Source organism: Burkholderia sp. Z1 (assembly GCF_014893795.1).
Lineage (GTDB): Bacteria > Pseudomonadota > Gammaproteobacteria > Burkholderiales > Burkholderiaceae > Burkholderia > Burkholderia theae.
In genome coordinates, this window is record NZ_JACFYL010000003.1 from 950,655 (window position 1) to 966,664 (window position 16,010).

Annotated in this window: 18 protein-coding genes and 1 pseudogene; 9 read left to right on the plus strand and 10 right to left on the minus strand. The window is 64.1% G+C overall.

Going from position 1 to position 16,010, the window contains the following annotated elements; genetic code table 11:
• Positions 1 to 375 precede the first annotated feature (375 nt).
• On the plus strand, positions 376 to 669 hold the full coding sequence (locus tag H3H55_RS36320; RefSeq protein ID WP_319022366.1) for a LysR family transcriptional regulator: 294 nt from the start codon (positions 376 to 378) through the stop codon (positions 667 to 669).
• Here H3H55_RS36320 and H3H55_RS36325 read toward each other — a convergent pair.
• From H3H55_RS36325 to H3H55_RS36335, 3 genes and pseudogenes are all read right to left on the minus strand, one after another.
• Positions 612 to 805, minus strand: a pseudogene (locus H3H55_RS36325) (alpha/beta fold hydrolase); the annotation flags it as partial. The gene H3H55_RS36320 and the pseudogene H3H55_RS36325 sit on opposite strands and share 58 nt — an antisense overlap.
• A gap of 158 nt (positions 806 to 963) precedes the next feature.
• Entirely contained in the window at positions 964 to 1,338 is a 375-nt protein-coding gene (locus tag H3H55_RS36330) for a gamma-glutamylcyclotransferase family protein (RefSeq protein WP_193102942.1), read from the minus strand.
• A gap of 56 nt (positions 1,339 to 1,394) precedes the next feature.
• Positions 1,395 to 2,045 (minus strand): LysE family translocator, encoded by a 651-nt coding sequence (locus tag H3H55_RS36335; protein WP_193102943.1) that lies wholly within the window; start codon positions 2,043 to 2,045, stop codon positions 1,395 to 1,397.
• Between the two features lie 164 nt (positions 2,046 to 2,209).
• On the opposite strand from H3H55_RS36335, the gene H3H55_RS36340 reads away from it, so the two are divergent.
• A complete protein-coding gene (locus H3H55_RS36340; protein WP_193102944.1) occupies positions 2,210 to 3,130 on the plus strand; it encodes a LysR substrate-binding domain-containing protein in 921 nt (306 codons plus the stop codon).
• Positions 3,131 to 3,723: 593 nt separating this feature from the next.
• Positions 3,724 to 3,996, plus strand: coding sequence for a hypothetical protein (locus tag H3H55_RS36345; protein WP_193102945.1), 273 nt, complete (start codon positions 3,724 to 3,726; stop codon positions 3,994 to 3,996).
• 333 nt (positions 3,997 to 4,329) lie between these two features.
• On the opposite strand, the gene H3H55_RS36350 is transcribed toward H3H55_RS36345, so the two are convergent.
• Both H3H55_RS36350 and H3H55_RS36355 read right to left on the minus strand, forming a co-directional pair.
• A complete protein-coding gene (locus H3H55_RS36350; RefSeq protein WP_193102946.1) occupies positions 4,330 to 5,166 on the minus strand; it encodes an alpha/beta fold hydrolase in 837 nt (278 codons plus the stop codon).
• 255 nt (positions 5,167 to 5,421) lie between these two features.
• Entirely contained in the window at positions 5,422 to 6,255 is an 834-nt protein-coding gene (locus H3H55_RS36355; RefSeq protein ID WP_193102947.1) for an oxidoreductase, read from the minus strand.
• 93 nt (positions 6,256 to 6,348) lie between these two features.
• Here H3H55_RS36355 and H3H55_RS36360 point away from each other — a divergent pair, with 93 nt between their 5' ends.
• Positions 6,349 to 7,320: an AraC family transcriptional regulator gene (locus H3H55_RS36360; protein ID WP_193102948.1), complete on the plus strand. Its 972-nt coding sequence runs from the start codon at positions 6,349 to 6,351 to the stop codon at positions 7,318 to 7,320.
• A gap of 42 nt (positions 7,321 to 7,362) precedes the next feature.
• Here H3H55_RS36360 and H3H55_RS36365 read toward each other — a convergent pair whose 3' ends face one another.
• The 3 genes from H3H55_RS36365 to H3H55_RS36375 form a co-directional block, all read right to left on the minus strand.
• Complete coding sequence (locus tag H3H55_RS36365) at positions 7,363 to 8,028, minus strand: NUDIX hydrolase (RefSeq protein WP_193102949.1); 666 nt, start codon at positions 8,026 to 8,028, stop codon at positions 7,363 to 7,365.
• Positions 8,029 to 8,313: 285 nt separating this feature from the next.
• Positions 8,314 to 9,522, minus strand: coding sequence for an MFS transporter (locus H3H55_RS36370; RefSeq protein ID WP_193102950.1), 1,209 nt, complete (start codon positions 9,520 to 9,522; stop codon positions 8,314 to 8,316).
• Entirely contained in the window at positions 9,519 to 9,884 is a 366-nt protein-coding gene (locus tag H3H55_RS36375) for a RidA family protein (RefSeq protein WP_193103135.1), read from the minus strand. Before H3H55_RS36375 ends, H3H55_RS36370 begins: the two co-directional genes overlap by 4 nt.
• Positions 9,885 to 10,017: 133 nt before the next feature.
• Between H3H55_RS36375 and H3H55_RS36380 the strand changes: the two genes are divergently transcribed.
• From H3H55_RS36380 to H3H55_RS36395, 4 genes are all read left to right on the plus strand, one after another.
• On the plus strand, positions 10,018 to 10,836 hold the full coding sequence (locus H3H55_RS36380) for a TrmB family transcriptional regulator (protein WP_193102951.1): 819 nt from the start codon (positions 10,018 to 10,020) through the stop codon (positions 10,834 to 10,836).
• Between the two features lie 87 nt (positions 10,837 to 10,923).
• Entirely contained in the window at positions 10,924 to 11,784 is an 861-nt protein-coding gene (locus H3H55_RS36385; RefSeq protein WP_193102952.1) for a PhzF family phenazine biosynthesis protein, read from the plus strand.
• Positions 11,785 to 11,847: 63 nt separating this feature from the next.
• On the plus strand, positions 11,848 to 12,525 hold the full coding sequence (locus H3H55_RS36390; RefSeq protein WP_193102953.1) for a hypothetical protein: 678 nt from the start codon (positions 11,848 to 11,850) through the stop codon (positions 12,523 to 12,525).
• A 123-nt stretch (positions 12,526 to 12,648) separates the two neighbouring features.
• The gene (locus H3H55_RS36395) at positions 12,649 to 14,058 is read left to right on the plus strand and encodes a phospholipase D-like domain-containing protein (RefSeq protein ID WP_193102954.1); all 1,410 of its coding nucleotides are present in this window, start codon (positions 12,649 to 12,651) and stop codon (positions 14,056 to 14,058) included.
• Positions 14,059 to 14,065: 7 nt separating this feature from the next.
• Here the strand turns inward: H3H55_RS36395 and H3H55_RS36400 are convergent, their stop codons facing one another.
• Positions 14,066 to 14,437 (minus strand): c-type cytochrome, encoded by a 372-nt coding sequence (locus H3H55_RS36400; RefSeq protein WP_193102955.1) that lies wholly within the window; start codon positions 14,435 to 14,437, stop codon positions 14,066 to 14,068.
• Positions 14,438 to 14,512: 75 nt separating this feature from the next.
• Positions 14,513 to 14,722: a c-type cytochrome gene (locus H3H55_RS36405; protein WP_193102956.1), complete on the minus strand. Its 210-nt coding sequence runs from the start codon at positions 14,720 to 14,722 to the stop codon at positions 14,513 to 14,515.
• 344 nt (positions 14,723 to 15,066) lie between these two features.
• Between H3H55_RS36405 and rbsK the strand changes: the two genes are divergently transcribed.
• Positions 15,067 to 15,993, plus strand: a complete 927-nt coding sequence (gene rbsK / locus H3H55_RS36410) for a ribokinase (protein WP_129517882.1) — start codon at positions 15,067 to 15,069, stop codon at positions 15,991 to 15,993.
• Positions 15,994 to 16,010: the final 17 nt, after the last annotated feature.

Consider the following 16,010-nt stretch of genomic DNA (forward strand, 5'->3'; position numbering starts at 1 on the left):
TCGCCCGTCACGGCCTGATGACGGCTGCGGAGCGTTCGTGCAACGAGATCGTCCGAAGAGTGACACACCCGCCGGATAATCTGCACTACGAAATTAAATTGCTCCATCGATATGATGGTGCAACGGCAACCGAGCATCGGCACGTAGCCGCGCTTGATACCCGGCCGCCTGTTCCCGCGTCGGCGCACATGCATATCCCCTGTATGAAAAGCTCAATCCGACGGCGCCGGCACTGCGTGATCGGACTCGAACCAATCAACCCGAACTGCAATCCTGAGCGTGGTCGGGCGTCGGCTTTCAATCGAACTTGCCGAATCTTTCCCGGTGCTCATCAAACAGTCTATTTCGTGCACATCATTCGTAAATACGACATAGATCGCGCGACGTCGTAAGACCGCGCGCACCGGCTCGTTTACGCTTGCCGCCGACGAACCGAGCCTGACACAAAGCGCGGTCAGAAAGCATGTCATGACGCTCGAGGCCTGCTTCGGCCGGAAGCTGTTCGTCCGGCGCGGTCCCAGAATGATTGTGACAATGGAAGCGCACATCTGCGCGTCGGAACTCAGGCGCGGTTTCCGGCAGATCGAGGAAGCGTGCATGCGCCGACACCGTTACGCCTGCACGACAGTCAGCAGGTCGGCGTTGACCGTCAGCATGCCGTGCCAATAATCCGCGTGCCGTTCTTCGGCAGCTCGATCGACTTCAGCGTGGCGTCCGCGATCGGCACGATCTGGTCGTCTTCGCCGTGCAGCACGAGCGTCGGAACGGTAATCGACTTCAGATCGTCGGTCAGATCCGTTTCCGTCAAGTGCCATGCGCCGACGGGCAGCAACGAATGCGGCGGCAAGTGGGATACGCCGCCCTGCCTCTCGACGACTCCGTGATTCCGCGGCTACGTCGCGTTTCTGCGCAACGGCTGACGGACGGAAACCCGGCAACGGCGATCCCGCCCGCGAACCGGATTCAGCCCGGGCGCGGCGAACTGGCGTCCACGTACACCCATGCCGCGACGCCCGACTCGAGCACGACGCGATCGCGACGATACGCGTCGACTTCGTAGTCGTCCGCGTGCTGGAGCTCTTCACGCGTGATCGCGAACACGGTACCCGTGACGCGGTCGCCGGATCGGCCGGTATAGGCCACCACGGGATGATGCGTCTTCCCGCTCGTCGCGACCACCTCGGGGTCGTCGATCTTCAGCATCGTCATCGCGTAACCGGGCATCGCGTCCTCATGACCGTCGAGCTTGCGGCCGAACGTTGCGAGCTGCACCTGTTCGAGTTGCAGCGTGCCATAGGAAAAAAGGTGTTCGGAGAAAGTCTGGTCGGCGCTGGACATGATGAGCTCGATAGGAAGATCAGGGCAAACGAAGCGTAACGCAAATCGCCGGCTCGCTACGCCCCACCCGAGATCGCGCCGCCGAGCCCGGCAAGCGCGATCACGAGCAGCGCGCCCGCCGACGACGCGGTGATCCAGCGCTGCTTCCGATGAATCAGCGGATGGTTGATCGCGGCCATGTAGCCGGTCAGGATCGTGAAATCGACCGCGATCCACAACGCGGCGAGGATGGCCAGGCTCACGCGCGAATCCGGCGTGATGCCGACGAACTGCGGAAAGAACGCGACGAAGAACAGCAGGTCCTTCGGGTTCGCGATGCCGACCAGAAAACCGCGCACGACGCCGGGCAAACGCCGCACCCGCGATACCGGTTCGCGTTGCGCATCGCCATCGCCGGCGCGTGTGCGGCCCGCGCGCCATTCGCCAAGCAGCGTCCGGATTGCCAGCACCGCGATGAACACGCAGCCGAGCACATGCAACCCCTTGAGCAGGCGATCGCTGACGAGCACGACGCCGAACACCATCAGCATCGCTCCCGCGATCATCACGAGGCTCGCGGCATTCGCGCCCACCGCGGTCAGCACGCCCTGGCGGAAGCCACGCCGCGCAACCGTGCCGACCACGAGCATGACGACCGGGCCGGGCGTCGCGATCAGCAACACGATCGCGGCAAGATAGGCGAACAGCAGCGGGTAGTGGAGTGACATGACAAAAAGTTGTTTGATGGTTTGACGCACCGGCTCGTCGCAATGGCATCATGGACGCCCCGTGCGGTGAATTTTGCGGTTTTTCGTAGTATTGCGTGCCCATTCGCCGCTGAAAAACGGAAAATCCTGTCGCATGACATGAGTTTTATTCACACTCAAAACCCATGAAGGCCAAACCGCTTCCTCCCGTCTATGCGTTGCGCGCGTTCGAAAGCGCCGCGCGCACCGGCTCGTTTACGCTGGCCGCCGACGAACTGAGCCTGACGCAAAGCGCGGTCAGCAAACACGTCCGGACGCTCGAGGCCTACTTCGGCCGGAAGCTGTTCGTCCGGCGCGGACCCAGAATGGCCGTGACGGCGGAAGCGCACATCTTCGCGTCGGGCCTCCGGCGCGGTTTCCGGCAGATCGAGGAAGCGTGCATGCTGTTCCGGTTGCAACGCGACGTGCTGCGGCTCAAGGCGCCCTCCACGCTCACCATGCGCTGGCTGCTCGACGCGCTCGCCGCCTTTCGCGAGACGCGGCCCGCGTTCGAGGTGCAGATCGCGAGCGTGTGGATGGATGTCGATACCGTCGATTTCTTCAGCGAATCCTACGATTGCGCGATCCTGCTCGGCGCAGGCAGGTTCGGCGAGGACACGCACAGCGTGAAGCTGTTCGACGAATGGCTGATTCCGGTGTGCTCGCGTGCAACCGCGACCGTCGCACGCGCGAATCCGGCCGCGTGCGAACTGATCCACCCGTCGCCCGATCGCCGCGACTGGCGCCGCTGGCTCAAGGCGAGCGGCCACGACCTGGAAGTGGACATCACGCGCGGACAGGTGTTCGACATGCTCGAACAGGGCATCGCGGCGGCCATTGCCGGCCACGGCATTTCGATCGGCGACCTGGCGCTGTGCGCCAAGGCCATCGATGAAAAGCAGCTGGTGTTGCCGTTCAAGACGGCCGTCAGCACCGGCGACGCGTACTACCTCGTCTGGCCGGAAGACTCCGGCAAGGCCGCGCAAGTGCGCGAACTGCATGCTTTCCTGGAAAGCCGGATGCCGCGGTTGACGTATCCGGGCGTCCGCTTCAACGGTTTGGGCTGAAACGTGCGGCTTTGGCGGTGAATCCGGCAGTCGTTCGATCGATGCCGCCGGGCGGCGCTCGACGTTCGCGACCGATGAGGCGACGCCGAATGTCGTCGGGGACGCCTGGATGCACGGCAAGACATGGAATCCGGCCGGTACCGCTGCACTTGACCGTCAACATTTCTGGCGTCAATCCCGTGCGCCTGGCCTGCCAGTTCACAACACGATCAACTATCGAATCAATAGTCATTGCCGATTATTCAAATTCCGACAGCAATCAATAAATAAAAACAGCATCACGGAAAATTTACAGGAAAAATTCATACGGGAATTATCGCATTGAATTACCGATAAATAATTTTGATTGGAATCCGCCGATTCCGATCAATAGTATGCGTTGTGCTCCGCAGCATCGCGATTCAAAATAGACAAGATGGCGGAGTGCATAAAATCTTGTTGCAGACATTAATTGTCGTGAGTTTCGGCATGGCCAGGCCATCGCGGACTTCTCGATATTTGAGAATCAGCGATCTGGAAAAGCAGACATGTAGTCCCGGGCATGATCATGCGACACAAACCCGCATTACTCCATTCATTACCCTAGGAAAAACATGAAAAAGATTGCGACTGTGCTTTTTTCAGCTCTGATGTTCGCCTCCTCGTACGCTTCTGCGCAGGCACTTTGCAAGGCCGGCAAGATCGACAAGATCGAAACCGACGCCACCGGCAACCTGCTGGTGACCATTGGTGACGGCTCCTATTTATTCGGCGCCAAGGAAGTGTATCCTCTGATTTACTCGGCATATTCCGAAAATAGAAATTTGTTTATCTACGGCAATAATTGCGCGAATGGCTCACCGGCCACTCGCTTCGCCATTCGATAATCATAAAATCACCGGGAAACTATCGGAATTTGACGATAGGGGCTGGATTTACGTTTTTCGATCCAGTCCAATTGTTTGTAGCAGCTCAAAAGCGGAGTGGTATGACACACTCACACCCGCAGCGCAGCATTTCTTTCGATTGATAAAGTCGGCGGCATGAATGTGATCGGCACGAAGTGCTGGAAGTCATGTGCCGGCTGCGAGATGCCGCAACCGGTCTGGCCGTCATCGCGTCCGGCGGTCCGTGGCAATCAACACGGTGAGTACGGGTGGATGCGGCAGGTGATCCGGCAGCCGTTTCCGACGGCGCTGCCGGATCGCCTGCCGACACCGTTACGCCTGCACGAAAGCCAGCAGGTCGGCGTTGAGGACGTCAGCATTGACCGTCAGCATGCCGTGCGAATAACCCGGGTACGTTTTGAGCGTGCCGTTCTTCAGCAGCTTGATCGACTTCAGCGCGGCGTCCGCGATCGGCACGATCTGGTCGTCTTCGCCATGCAGCACGAGCGTCGGGACGGTGATCGACTTCAGATCGTCGGTCTGGTCCGTTTCCGAAAAGGCCTTGATGCCTTCGTAATGCGCTTTGGCGCTGCCCTCCATCCCCTGCCGCCACCAATTCCGGATGACGCCCTGATGCACCGTCGCGCCGGCCCGGTTGAAACCGTAGAAGGGGCCGCTCGGCACGTCGAGGAAGAACTGCGCGCGATTGTCGGCGAGCGCCTTCCGGAAACCGTCGAACACCTCGATCGGCAAGCCTTCGGGGTTCGATTCGGTTTTCAGCATCAACGGCGGCACCGCGCTGACCAGCACCGCCTTCGCGACGCGCCCGGCCGGCTGGCCGTGCTTCGCGACATAGCGGGCCACTTCGCCGCCGCCGGTCGAATGACCGATATGCACCGCATTGCGCAGGTCGAGGGCCTCGACGACCGCGAACGCGTCCGCTGCGTAATGATCCATGTCATGGCCGTCCGAGACCTGCGCCGACCGGCCGTGGCCGCGCCGGTCGTGCGCGATCACGCGATAGCCCTTCTGTACGAAGAAAAGCATCTGCGCATCCCAGTCGTCGGAAGACAACGGCCAGCCATGGTGGAAGACGATGGGCTGTGCGTCCTTCGGGCCCCAGTCCTTGTAGAAGATCTCGACGTTATCCTGCGTAGTGACGTATGGCATCGCGATTGACTCCTGTGAGGTGGACGAACACGGCGTACGGGCGGGAGTCATTATCGGACATTATTGTGAAGCCACGATGCAGCAGCGTGCAGCGATTGCCGCCCCTCCTCTGATGGGAAATGAACACCCGGGATGCCAGCGATGTCGGTGCGCGCGGACAATAGGCACACCAAGCCTGACGGACTGTCGGTCAAGCCGTTTTCTTGCCCTGCCGCATTGCATCAACAATGCCCGCACACCCCGCCCTGTCGATGATCAACCATCCGTCGACACCGTCACGGCCTCCCACGCACGGATTTCCTCTTCCAGCGCCGCCAATTTGCTCCGCACGAGCCGCAGCGCATCGCTGCCGAGCAGCAGGTGCGCGGGCGGACGTTCCGCCGCGATCGCCGCGAGCATCGCGCGCGCGGCCTTCGCGGGATCGCCCAGCTGCTTGCCGCTCTTCTCCTCGCGCGCCTTGCGGATCGGGTCGAAGAGCGCGTCGTAGTCCGTGATCGTGCGTGGCGTGCGCGCCATCGAGCGACCGGCCCAGTCGGTGCGGAACGAACCCGGCGCCACGGCCGTCACGGCAATGCCGAACGGCTCGAGCTCCTGGCGGAGGGTGTCGGAAATGCCTTCCAGCGCGAATTTGCTGCCGCAGTAATAAGCGATTCCCGGCATCGTGATGTGACCGCCCATCGACGTGATGTTCAGGATGCGGCCACGCCGGCGCACGCGCATGAACGGCACGACCGCCTTCATCATCGCGACCGCTCCGAATACGTTCACGTCGAACTGATGGCGCATCTCCGCGAGCGGCGCTTCTTCCATGATGCCTTCGTGACCGTAACCGGCGTTGTTCACCAGCACGTCGACGGGCCCGACGTTCGCTTCGATTTCCGCGACCACGCCGTCGATGCGCTCGAAGTCGGTCACGTCGAGCACGCGCGCGACAGCCGCCTGCGCGGACAGCGATTCGAAATCCTGCGCTGCCTGCGCGCTTCTCACGGTACCGACCACCGTGTGACCCGCCGCCAGTGCCTCCTGGGCGAGCGCGCGGCCGAAACCGCTGCTGACGCCGGTGATGAGCATGATGTTGCCGGATGCCATTTCGCTTCTCCCGAATGTCGATTGAAGCATGCATACTAGTCTGACGAACAACGTCGAATAAGCCCGATTCCGCTGATTTTCTTGCACAAAACTATGAGCGCCGCACTTACCTCCACCCAACCTCCGTCGCTGTCGCCGCGCAACCGGAAGCGCCTGGTCACGCTGCTGCGCGCGCTGGCGCCCGACGAAGGCTACAACCTGACGGCGCTGCCGAGCGTCCGCATCCTGCGCTCGAACCGCGCGCTGTCGCGCACGCCGGTCCTGTACGACCCCGGCATCGTGATCGTCTGCCAGGGATGCAAGCGCGGCTACTTCGGCGGCGAGCGCTATCTGTACGACGAGCACCACTATCTGGCCGTGTCCGTACCCGTGCCGTTCAGCATGGAAACCGACGCAACGCCCGAGCGCCCGCTTCTCGCGCTGTACCTGCACCTCGATTTCACGATGGCCGCCGAACTCGCGGCGCAGATCGACCGCGAAGGCGTGGCGGAACACGTGCAGGCGCCGAGGAGCATGATGTCGACGCCGATGGATGAAGCGATGCACGCATCGGTGCTGCGTTTCGTCGAGGCGATGCAGCGGCCGCTCGAAGCCGCGGTGCTCGGCCCGGCGTTGCTTCGCGAACTGTATTTCCGCGTGCTGACCGGCGCTCAGGGCAGCGCGATGCGCAGCGCGCTGGCGATGCGCGGGCAGTTCGGCCGGATCGGCCGGTCACTGCGCGTGATCCATGCCGATTACGCGCAGCCGCTCGACGTGCCGCAACTGGCCGACGAAGCCGGCATGAGCGTGCCGAGCTTTCACAGCCACTTCAAGGCGATCACGCAGGTGTCGCCGATGCAGTACCTGAAGTCGACGCGCCTGCATCAGGCGCGGCTGCTGATGGTGCGCCAGGACCTGACGGCGGAAGCGGCCGGCTACGCGGTCGGTTATACGAGCCCGTCGCAGTTCAGCCGGGAATTCAAGCGTCTGTTCGGCTTGACGCCGGCGAAGGAGACGCAGCGCATGCGCGAAAGCTTCGCGATTCCGGAGGCCTTCGAGGATGCGGTTTTCGTGTCGTCGCATTGAGAGGCGCGCGAACCTGGGCGCGACCTGTGCTGCACGCTGTCATCACGCGGCATCGAGAACCAGACCCGCCAGCGACTTCAGGATCACCGCAGTCACGCCCCAGATGTCCTGCGTCTGATCGGCCCAGTACCACGCACCGGTGCGTTCGCCTTCACTGTATTGCCGCGGCAGAGCGGGATTCAGCAGCGTCGCAAACGGAAACTCGAAGATCGCCTCGACTTCGGCCGGGGACGCTTCCCATTCGGCCGTTTCCGGCACGATGCCGATCACCGGAAAAATGGCGTGATTGCGCTTTCGGGTTTTATGAATCGGCAGGCACCCGACCACCTGGATCGCGCCGGGCTCGAGGCGGATTTCCTCGAACGCCTCGCGCAGCGCGGTCGCGCCAATGTTGCCGTCGGATTCCGCCGGACGCCCGCCGGGGAAACTCACATGCGACGAATATTCGCTGAGCCCCGACGAACGCTTGGTGAGCAGGATCGTCGGCTCGCGCCGCGCGACGATCGCCACCAGGACAGCCGAGAATTTCCACTGTCGGTCGTCGTCCACAAGATATTGCTTCGCCGTGGGCCAATCCGTTTCGGCAGGGATCCGGAAGCCTTCCACGCCGCGTACGATCGTATCCAGGACGGTCTGCGGCGAACCGGCATCCGACTGTCCACTCGCAAGCAAGCCACCGGTATTCGGGACGCTTCTGCCGGATTCCATGTCTTCCTCCTGACGCCTGCACCGTCGAGCGCTCCGGACGACACTGAACCCAATCCGGGTTGCCGGGGCACGGCGGCGTCGTTGCGAATTCGGGTGTAGCCGTGTTCGCATGCGATCGAAAATGACGAGAGCGCGAAAACGACAGTCTGCTCCAACGCGAAAATATCCGTCAGCATCGCGGAAATCTTAATTCGCGGGCCGGATCGCCATCGACAAATCGGAGGCACCTGTTAACGCATGAAACATGAAACTCCGATCGAACGCGAGCGCGCATCCCATGCGCACTCAACCTGCGGACGTCGGCTCGCCCGATGCATCCACTCGCGCGTGTGCCGGTCCGACCAACCCGGCCGCCGTGATCGCAACAGCCGTGACGATCATCATCGCGCCCCACCCGACCCGCTCGTTGAGCATCCCCGCGGCCACGGCGCCGATGGCGCCGGCCGCGTAATAGAGCGTGAGATACGCGGCACTCAACGCACCGGCCCGCGCCGGTTGAATCGCGACGACACGTGACTGGTTCGCAACCTGAGCGGCAAAACAACCTGCGTCGAATGTCGCCAACCCGACGCCCATCCACCCGGGACTTCCGAGCGCAACGCCAAGCAGCAACGCCGAAAGCGCCGCCACGACGAGCCCGCAACGGATGACGGCACGATCGCCGAATCGGTCGGTGAATTTTCCGGCGACACGCGTGACGCCAAGGCCGAGCACGCCGGCGAGACTGTACGCGCCGATCGCCGCCGCACTCATGCCATAGGGCGGCTCGGCCAGACGGATCGCCAGCCCCACCCATACCAGATTGAACGCGAAGAACCACAGCATGCCGGCGCAGGTACGGCGTCTCAATTGAACGCTGTCGCGCATCAGACGCGGAATGGCAACGATCGTGGTCGCATAGCCGGGCGGCCGCCCCTGCGGTCGGCCGCCCGGCATAAGCGATGCACCGCCAACGGCAGCCAGCGCAACGCATCCGGCCAGCGCAAGCAACGCGCCGCGCCACCCGCACCATTGCGACAACACGCCACCGACGAAGCGACTCAGCAGGATGCCGGCGGAAATGCCCGCGGATACGACGCCCATCGCCCCGCCACGTCGGTGCGGCTCCGCGTGTTTTCCGACGACGGTGCTGCACTGCGCCGCGACCGTCGTCGCCGCACCGACCAGGAACAAGGCGATGCCGAGCGTGAGCGGCCCGGACGACCACGACGCGCATGCAAGCAATAATGCGAGCATGCCCATTTGCGCCGAAACAAGCGTGCGCGGACTGAACCGGTCAGCCAGCGGGACCAGCAGTGCAAGGCCGACCAGATAACCGAGCATCGTCACGGAAGCGAGGGCCGTCATCCGCGATGCGGGCACGCCGAAGTCGCTCGCGATGACCGACAGCGACGGCTGCAGCGCATAACCGTTGGCGATCGCCACGCCCGCCGCCAGCGCAAGCGCCGCGATCGCGGCGCGGGACAGATGCGGGCTCTGGCCGGCGACCGTCATGCTCCGGTCCTGACCGCGATCGCCTCGACTTCGACCAGGATCTCCGGATCGACGAAGGGAAGCGCATGCACCAGCGAAAACGCCGGCCGGATATCTCCGTAGACCTCTCCATGCGCACGGGCCGCGGCCTCCCAATTGTCGAAGTCCGCGACCACGAGGCGGCTCTGGACCACGTCGGACAACGAGAATCCGCTGTCCGCCAGAACTTTCTCGATCGTCGCCAGCGCATCGCGTGTCTGCGCGTACACGTCGTCTCCTTTGCCGGCCGTCCCCGAAATGTAGATGGTGTTGTCGACGACGACTGCACGCGAGTAGCCAACCTTGGGCTCCCACGGGGAGCCGGTGCTGATCTTTTGACGCATCTTGAAGATCCCTCCGATAAGGTTCATGGACACAACCTACTACTTGGGTAGTAAGTGCGGGCGATTGTATACTACTGCGGTAGTTAATCAAGGAATCCCATGCAGGTCGCCGTGGGAGCCGGAGCCCATACACATGAACGAAAACGCGGAGCTGATCACGTCGTTGATCCGGCTTGGATTTACCCAGTACGAGGCGCAGGCATACGCGGCCCTCGTTGGACAGGCCGCGCTGACAGGCGCGGAAGTCGGCCGGCGCGCCGGCATGCCGCCATCGAAAATCTACGAAACCTTGACTCGCCTGGAAGCGCGCGGCGCGGTGCTCATCAACCGGTCGGAGCCTGTTCGTTATGCCGCCGTGCCTCACCGGTCGTTGCTGGAAGAACTGCGTACGCGCTTCAACGCGGATCTGGAGCTGGCCGCCGGCGCGCTCGATCGGCTGCCGGTACAGCAGGAGCCCGGGCTGGTCTGGTCGTTGAGCGGGCGGGCGGCGATCACCAGCGCCTTCGCGCGCGTCATCGTCAATGCGAAAACGCAGATTTTCGCGGGCGTCTGGGACGAAGAGATCGACGACCTGGGGCCGCTGCTCGAAGCCGCAGCAGCAAGGGGCGTCGACACGCACGTGGCGATCTACGGCAACCGCATGCTCAACGGGCCGCGTCACTACGACATGGCCAAATGCGGCGCCAGCGCGAGGCTCCGGCTTTCCGGACGCCGGCTCGCCGTTGCGGTGGCGGACGACACGGAGGCGGTGGTGGCGGAATTCGGCGCCCATTCGCCCGATCAGGCAACCCTGACGACCAATCCGGTCATTGCGCTGCTCGCGGTCGAATACATCAAGGCGGACGTCAGCGGGCGCGTGTTGATCGACGCACTGAGTCCGGCGGAATACAAGAAAGTCCTGAAGCATCCCGACATGCAGGCGATGCTCGCGCCGCCCGACGGGAAGGGCTGACCCGCGCGACTCCGCATCGCCGCCGGTGCACGCAGCCCGCCACCATGCCCCCCTGTCCGACAATCGTCACACCCACGCGAGATTCCAATGACCCCGTATGCCTATCGCCTGCTGAATGTATTCGCCGAATCGACGTTTGGCGGCAACCCGCTTTGCGTGTTCGAAGACGCGCGCGGCATGGACGACGCGACCATGCAGGCGCTCGCCGTGCAGTTCAACCTGTCCGAAACGACCTTCGTGTTGCCGTCGGAGCGTGCGCATGCGCGGGTCCGCATCTTCACGCCGGGGCATGAAATGGCCTTTGCAGGCCATCCGACGCTCGGCACCGCGCATGTCGTGCGCGACCTGCTGAATGCCGGCGACGCGCTCGCACTCGAATTCAAGGCCGGGGTGGTCGACGTCAATGCACGCGACGATGTGTGGACGTTCATCGCGCCGCACTCCGGCATGCCGAAAACGGCACCCTGCGAGTTGTCCGATGCCCAAACGGCGGCACTGCTGGGGCTGACGAAAGACGATCTGCTCGCGCCGCCGATCTGGGTCGATACCGGCGCCGATCAACTGCTGGTCGCGCTCAAGGGCCCCGCGGCCGTGCGGCGCGCGCGACCCGACAGCGCACACCTCGACATCTGGCCGCAAAGCAGTCTCGGCCGTAAAACGGCGTATGTGTTCGCGTTCGACGCCGAGCGCCCGGGGACGGTGGTGTCCCGCTACTTCTTCGTGAAGCAAGGCGCCGGCATTTCGGAGGACCCGGGCACCGGGTCAGCCTGCGCGAATCTCGGCGGCTGGCTGCTTGCGCGCAACCACGCGCTGCCTGCCGCCTTTCAGGTCGAACAGGGCGAAGCCGTTGGCCGGCCTTGTCTGCTGCGGCTGTCGGTCAGCACCAACGGCGAAATCGGTGTCGGGGGGCGCGTGATCGAACTGGGACGCGGCGTCGTCAATGTATAGAAGCCGCGCACACCGCCGCGTTTGTTATGCTGCGCGCATCGCCTGCCCGAGCCGATCGCCGACATGAACGCCCCCGCCCCCGACCTCGCCCGCACGCTGCGCGCATCCTGCGACGCCTGCTTCGGCACGGCCGCTGTCTGGCCGCTCGTCGAGCGCGCGTATGGCGAGCCGCAGCGCTTTTACCACACGCTCGCGCACCTGGCCGAATTGTTCGCGCATCTCGCGCCGTATCGCGCCGACCCGATGTGGCCGGCCATCGAGCTCGCCGTATGGGCGCACGATTTCGTCTACGCGACGACGCTGCCGGACTACGCGGACAACGAAGCGCGCAGCGCGCAATGGCTCGTGCAGGTCACAAACGAGTACTGCAGCGAAACCTGGTTGCATGCGCACGCATCGCATGTGTCCGTTGCACACGATCTCGTGCTCGCGACGAAATCGCACCGGCTGCCCGATACGTTCGCATCCGATCCGGAAGTGCAACGTGCCGGGTGGCTTTTTCTCGACGCCGATCTCGCGATCCTTGCCGCCGCGCCCGACCGGCTGCGCGAGTACGACCGCGCGATCGCGCGGGAGTGGGCACAGGATCCCGATGCGCCGTCGGCGGCGTTCCGCGCGGGCCGCAAGCAGGCGCTCGAACATCTGCGCGGGCAGCATCCGCTGTTTCGATCGGCGGAGTTCGCGCCGCTCACGCCGCTCGCGCAACGCAATCTCGACATGCTGATCGGCGCGTACGCATAAGCGCATGCGAACCCGTGCAACAGCCGGCGCGAAACCGTCCATCTGACCGCACAACGGTAGCGGAATGACGAGACACTGCGACCATTTCGATCCGCGAAACACATCGAACCCGTTCACCGCATCATGACCGCTACAAGAAGAAGCCTGGCGCTCATCCCGGCATGTTTGCTTGCCGTTTCCCTGCACGGTCACGCGCAATGCGTCGACCTGATCGCCAATCTCGACGACGGCCAACTGATGCAGTCGCGGATCGCGCTGGTCGACCATGCCACGCCCGCCGAGCAGATCCGCGTCCTCGCGTACATCTTCGAAATCGATGAGACCGGCGGCCAGATGCTGCATCATCTGGTCGCCGCCGCACGCCGCGGCGTGCCCATCAAGCTGCTGATCGACGGCATCGGCCCCGAGCCTCACTTCCCCTTCGAGGACGAGCTCATCGTCGCCCTGCACGAGGTGGCGCCCGGCATCGAACTGCGGATCTTCCATCCGCGATCGCATCTCGTCGAGCTTGCGCATCGCATGCACGACAAGCTGTTCCTGGTTGGCGACACAGCCGTGATCGGCAGTACCTCGATCTGGGATCCGAGCTTCCGCAACTGGCTCAGTGAACGCGACCTGATGGTGGCGGGCGACGCCAGCCAGGACGCCTCTGCGCTGCACGCGATGCGCCAGCATTTCGACCTGTTCTGGAACAGCTCGGCAGCGGTTCGCCCCGAGCCGGAAAAATTCCTCGACATCGCCAGCCCCTATCGCGTCTCGCAGGGTTACGCGACGCTGGACCCGGCGCGCATCCGTTATTGGCGCGAACAGCTGCTGGCGCCGCTCGACGGTGCAGCCCCGACGGCGGACCCGGCCGCTGCCGATACGGCTGACGGTCCCGGCACTCCGCCCGCTTCGGGCGCGGATTTCGACCCGGGCTGGACGCCGATCGCCTGCGATCGCTTGCGATATGTCCACGACTGGCCCGACAAGCGCTCGCCGGGCACGCTGCAGGACGTGCTCCACGAGTTCGATACGGCGCAGCACGAGATCCTGATCGTCACGCCCTACCTGATCCTGGTGCCGGAACTGCGCGCGACACTTGAACGCAAGCGGCGCGAAGGCGTCCGCGTGACCGTCGTGAGCGCGTCGCTGGCGAGCACCACGCAGGAATTCCCTGCAGTCGGCCGCGCCTATGCCGACGATCTGGCCGGCCTGGTGAACGCCGGGATCGAGGTGCGCGAGTATGACGACCGGAAAAACCGCATGATGCACGCGAAGCTGATTCTCATCGACGGCCATCGATATTATCTCGGCAGCTTCAATTTCGATCCGCTGTCGGCCCGCTCCAATACCGAAAACGGCCTGTGGATGGATATCCCCGACGACGGGATCGATCCCCTGCGGGACAGCGTGGCGTACTACCTGCACAACTCACGCCCGGTGAGCGATGCCAATCACCGCCTGGTGGCGGATACCGTTGCGCGCTGCCGGGCCGCCGGCTGCGGTGGCGCCTGGCGTTGGGTCACGATGCTGATCAGGGATTTCCTGTGAGCGCCGGTCATTGCTTGAGGGACGCGACGTATGCAGAAACCTGCGCGATCTCGTCATTGCTCAGCAGCGGCACGATCAGGCTCATCAGCTTGCCCTTGCCGCCGCGCGCGCCGCTCTTCCACGCATGCAGTTGCTCGTTCACGCAGGACTCGTGCTGCCCCGTGATACGCGGGAAATCCGGCGGGATACCGCCGCCGGCCTCGCGGTGACAGGATAGGCAGGCGGGCGCGCCACCTGCGCCGCCGTGCGTATAGATCGCCTTCCCCGCGTCCACCAGCCCCCGATGCTGGCTCTCGCCCTGCGTGGGCTTTTGCGCGCTGTAATAGTCGCCCAGCGCTCTCATGTCCTCGTCGCTGAGATCCTCGACCATCGCCTGCATGACCGCGCTATGGCGAAGCGGTGTGATGCCCGGCCCGCCCTTGAACTGCGTGAGCTGTTTGTACAGATATTGCGGCTACTGTCCCGCGAGTCGCGGATAGATGTCGGCGCTGCTGTTTCCGTCGATGCCATGGCACGCCGCGCAACGGGTCGTCGTGAGCTCGTGCACGCGCGCTGCCGGATCGGCGGCGTGCGCGACGACGCATGCCGCGGCGAACAACGCGGCCACCACGGCTCGAACCAGCGCTCGCGCGGCGCGGCCGCGCCCCACTCGGATTTCCTTCATCGTCGTCCCCTCTGATTGGCCAGATCGAGGGTATGCGCGTGCGCGGTCGAAGTCCTTGACGGCTGATCGCGTCGTTTACCAAAGCGTCCGGTTTTTTCGCGAGAGGCGTCGCGGGGCGAAACCCCGCTCGACGACGGCAAACCGGCCGGGATCCATCGCCTCGGCCGGCCGGCAGCCCACACCACTATCCGGGCAAGATCCGCGCCCCCAATTCCCCCCTCATTTCGTGATTTGAAAAACATCTGATGATTGCATTTTTACATTCAATGTGATTTTATTATCAATTGTTGCAAGCCGCCGCCGACCACGCGTGCGGCCGCACCCATACCAAGGAAGAGACGCAGATGGAGACAATTGCCGTCATCGGCAGCAACATGGTCGACCTCGTGACCTATGTCGAGCGCATGCCCGCCCGGGGCGAGACGCTGGAAGCACCGAACTTCGAGCTCGGCTGCGGCGGCAAGGGCGCGAACCAGGCGGTCGCGGCCGCGCGCCTCGGCGCGCGCGTCGTGATGGTCACGAAGGTCGGCGACGACGTGTTCGCCGACAACACGATCCGCAACTTCGAGCGCGAAGGCATCGATACCACGCACGTGCGCAAGGTCGCCGGCGTGCCGAGCGGCGTCGCGCCGATCTTCGTCGAACCCGATTCGAGCAACAGCATCCTGATCGTCAAGGGCGCGAACCGCCACCTGACGCCGGCCGACATCGACGCGGCCGCGCCGACGCTCGCCGAATGCGCGCTGATCGTGCTGCAGCTCGAGATCGAACTCGACACCGTCTATCACGCGATCGCGTTCGGCGCGCGGCATGGCATCCCCGTGCTGCTGAACCCGGCACCCGCGGTGGCCGACCTCGATTTCGAGCGCATCCGCTCGGTCGAATTCTTCGTGCCGAACGAAACCGAGCTGGCGATCGTGTCGGGCATGCCGGTCGATTCGCACGACACCGCGGCACGCGCCGCCGAAGCGCTGGTCGCGCGCGGGCTGAAGCACGTGCTCGTCACGCTCGGCGACAAGGGCTCGCTGCTCGCGTCGCGCGACGGCGTGCGGCACGTGCCGGGCGTGCCGGTCGACGCACGCGACACGACAGGCGCCGGCGATGCGTATATCGGCTGCTTCGCGCGCTGCTACGCCGCGTCGCGCGATGCCGTCGACGCGATGCGCTACGCATCCGCGTATGCCGCGCATTCGGTCACCGGCCTCGGCACGCAGAAGTCGTACGCCGACACCGCGACGTTCGAACGCTTCCTCCGCGACGCCGGCCTCTGAACGGCGCCTTGATCGAC